The organism is bacterium, assembly GCA_037131655.1.
Classification (GTDB): Bacteria; Armatimonadota; Fimbriimonadia; order Fimbriimonadales; family JBAXQP01; genus JBAXQP01.
This window is the reverse complement of sequence record JBAXQP010000306.1, coordinates 1-3,197: the sequence shown is the minus strand read 5'-3', so window position 1 is coordinate 3,197 and position 3,197 is coordinate 1. Positions and strand designations below refer to the sequence as shown.

At 48.2% G+C, this 3,197-nt stretch carries 4 protein-coding genes; 1 reads left to right on the top strand and 3 read right to left on the bottom strand.

Annotated elements, in window-relative coordinates:
- The 3 genes from WCO51_11590 to WCO51_11580 all read right to left on the bottom strand — a co-directional run.
- Positions 1–622, bottom strand: a 622-nt coding sequence (locus WCO51_11590; GenBank protein ID MEI6513897.1) for a DegT/DnrJ/EryC1/StrS family aminotransferase, incomplete at its 3' end; no start/stop codon positions are given.
- The gene (locus WCO51_11585) at positions 619–1,917 is read right to left on the bottom strand and encodes a neutral/alkaline non-lysosomal ceramidase N-terminal domain-containing protein (GenBank protein MEI6513896.1); all 1,299 of its coding nucleotides are present in this window, start codon (positions 1,915–1,917) and stop codon (positions 619–621) included. The genes WCO51_11590 and WCO51_11585, both read right to left, overlap by 4 nt.
- Before the next feature lie 70 nt (positions 1,918–1,987).
- Positions 1,988–2,593: an HD domain-containing phosphohydrolase gene (locus WCO51_11580; protein MEI6513895.1), complete on the bottom strand. Its 606-nt coding sequence runs from the start codon at positions 2,591–2,593 to the stop codon at positions 1,988–1,990.
- 305 nt (positions 2,594–2,898) lie between these two features.
- Between WCO51_11580 and WCO51_11575 the strand changes: the two genes are divergently transcribed.
- On the top strand, positions 2,899–3,197 hold a 299-nt coding region (locus WCO51_11575; protein ID MEI6513894.1), incomplete at its 3' end, for a hypothetical protein.

The window sequence follows — 3,197 nt, the reverse complement described above, 5'->3', positions numbered from 1 at the left end:
AGTAGAGCACCATCTTCTTGTACATTTCGGGGTCATCGGTGCTCACAAAGCCGCCTTCGCCCGAGGTGATATGCTTGCTCTGCTGCATGCTAAAGCACGAGGAATCGCCAATCGCGCCGGTCATTTTGTCTTCAAAATAGCAGTCATAAGCCTGGGCGCAATCTTCGAGCACCTTCAAGTTGTGCTTCTTTGCCATCGCCATAATCTTATCCATCGGTGCAACCTGTCCAAAGGCATGCACCACAAAGATGGCCTTCGAACGCTTGCTGACCACCGCTTCGATGCCTTCCGGGGTGATCATTGTGGTTCGCGGATCGGAATCGGCGAAAACAGGAATACCAGACGCCGCAAAGACCGGCATTGTGGCAAAAATCGGGGTCGAACTGGGGCAAATGACCTCATCGCCCGGCTCAAGTCCTAAACCGGCAACAATCGCTTCATTGGCCGAAGTCCCAGAGTTGACGGCATAGACATATTTTCGTCCAAGATGCGCGGCCATTTCGTCTTCAAAACGGTCAACAAAGAGGCCGCCCATTCGCCACATATTGCCGCTGTTGATAACAGCCGTAACGTTGGCTAATTCTTCCGCTCCAACTATTTCCTTAGGGTCTAAATCTTTCATTTGAAAAGTCCTTTCATCGCTTCTTTAATAATTTCTTCAGCGCCTTTTTGCAATCGGGATCGCCTTGGCCACATCAGCGCCGCGCCATGATTTGCGCCTTCATACCCACCTTCATCCAACCCCTGATCGGTCGGGATATAGCTTTCGCAAGCGTTCGTATAAGAGGTGACAAAATTATGCTCGAACGGCAAATTGGCGTCAGCCCAAAGTTGATAGGCAGAGAATACCTCATGCGTCAGTCCAATGAGGCCAAATTCGTCGCCAAATCCAATTCCCATCAATTCAAATCGCAGCGGCTCAGGCGGCCCCTGTTTGGCTTTTGCAAGCCGGTCTTTAAAGCAAAGGTAAAACTCATTCGGATACGGGTCATCTCCAGGCGGGTTCTGTGCTTGCTCAGCCTCCATCGATGCAACTAATTTCTCAAGCTCATCAACAGGAGAGAATTCTTCGAGGGGCAATAGAAGCTTTTTGAAGGCGGTCTTAATTGTTGTGTTGGTAATTGGCACGCTTTCATTGGCGGCTTTAACTACAGCCTCGCCTAACTTATCTCCCGCAGCTTTTGCCGAATCAAATCCGCCTCTTAGAGGTTCGCCGTTAATATCCGCCCCACAGGCTTGGGCGAAGAGGGGCATCACTTCATTGCCGAAATGCTTACGAATAGTCTCAGAGGCAAAAGCCGGGTAATCGCCGCTGATAAGCGGACTTGCGCCATGCACAATCACCGGATGTGCGGCATGGGTATAAAAAATCGCTATCGGCTTGCCTTCAGTATTATCTACCCGAAGCACATCGACCCACGGCACAACCGAGCCTTCGGGGTTGGGCGTCATTACAAATTCGCCATTGACAATATGACGGCGGTTAATCCCTGCCTGTGCGATCGCACGACCAACTCGAAGGGATGCCTTCTGAGGATTGTCAGCCGCTTTTTGAACAGCACCCACGGTCTTCTTTATCATCTCATCGCGCCAAACTTTGCCTTCTTCGTATAACCACTTAAAGGGGGTCACGAGATAGGGAATGGTAAATGGGGCGCTATGAGTATGGCTAGAGCAGAGCAGAGCGGTAGTTATTTGGGTAGTTGCCTTAATCTTTGAGCGGATTTCATCAGCCGTCTCAAAATCCATCCCGCAAAGGTCCAAGCTGACGATAGCGACTTTCTCTTTGCCGTCACTTAACACCAAAGCGCGTACAAAAAGATCGTCATGCACCCCTGTGCAAGGGGCAATCGTACCTACAATCGGCGCTCCGACCGGAGGCGTAATAACATTTTCCCCAACTCCCGCAAATATCATCTCTCACTTCCAAAGCGCTAATTGCCTTTTATAGGGCGCTTCAAGCTGAAGCAATGATACCGTTTATAAATTAGTGAACGAATGATATGAGAGGTTGGATTTTTACAAAAGCTTCAACCACTGCGGGATCGAACTGGGTACCTGAGCAGCGCCAGATTTCGGCGGAGGCTTCATCCGGGTCCATCGTCTCGCGCCAATTTAAGGGGGTGGTGAGAAAGTCAAAGGTTTCCGCAACAGCGATAATACGTGCGCCGAGAGGGATTTCCTCACCTTTCAAACCTGCTGGATAACCGGTGCCATCCCATCGTTCGTGGTGATGACGTACAGCGGGGAGGACATCATGAAGTCCTTCAATCTTTTCTAAGATACGCTCAGCTAAGATTGCGTGAAGCTGCATCGCGCGGAGTTCATCGTCGGTAAGCTTGCCGAATTTGGCGGCGATTTTTCTATCAACCGCAATCTTGCCCACATCATGTAAAGCCGCCGCCTGACGTAGTGTAACTAAAGCCTCGCCGCTAATACCCAATTGGTTGACGATTGCGGTCGCGCATGAAGCCACCCGATCGGCATGACCTAAAATAGCGCCTTCTTGAGCCTCCTCAGCAGCCACCAACGCCCGAACGATATCATTCATAGCCTGACGAAGCTGTTCCTGAAGATTAATGACTTCTTCCATAAATTCTCTCCTCAAAAGCTAAAGCTGCCGCCTTGACTACGCTATTGTAGCAAACTAGTTCATTCAGGTTAATTTCACTCTCTAGGACATTTTGAAATTAAACATGATTTCTGGTCGGACAAACTTCAAAGAAGCTTGATTACTGTTTTGATAATACCAGGAAAAGTCTATATTCAACTTAAGATGAAGCCCTACAGGCATTTCTCGGTTTACATTTAAAATAGAACATGTTAATATACACTTGTTACCTGACGAATTATAAAAGTGAGAAGCAGTTACCGATCACCGGGAAGTATAGGTTAATAATGGCGAATCGACAACGAATAGAACAAAGAATAGTAACCTCGTTATCTGTGATGATTGTGATTTTGGTTATTGCAACCGTAGCTGTATCCCTGAATAAATTCACGCTGAATCGAAGTCAACAAAGCCCAAATCAACCAAGTCCAAATCAACCAAGCTCAAGTCAACCAAATCAAAGTCAACCAAGCCTAAGACAACCAAGCCTAAGTCAACCAAGCTCAAGTCAACCAAGCCCTAGCCAACCCTATAATGCACCTTCTGTCAACAACGCATCACCACTAGAAAGCACAAGTAGCAAGGA

Excerpts from the sequence above, each read along its gene's own strand:
- WCO51_11580 (MEI6513895.1), bottom strand. The coding sequence starts at position 2,593 with ATGGAAGAAGTCATTAATCTTCAGGAACAGCTTCGTCAGGCTATGAAT.
- WCO51_11585 (MEI6513896.1), bottom strand. The coding sequence starts at position 1,917 with ATGATATTTGCGGGAGTTGGGGAAAATGTTATTACGCCTCCGGTCGGA.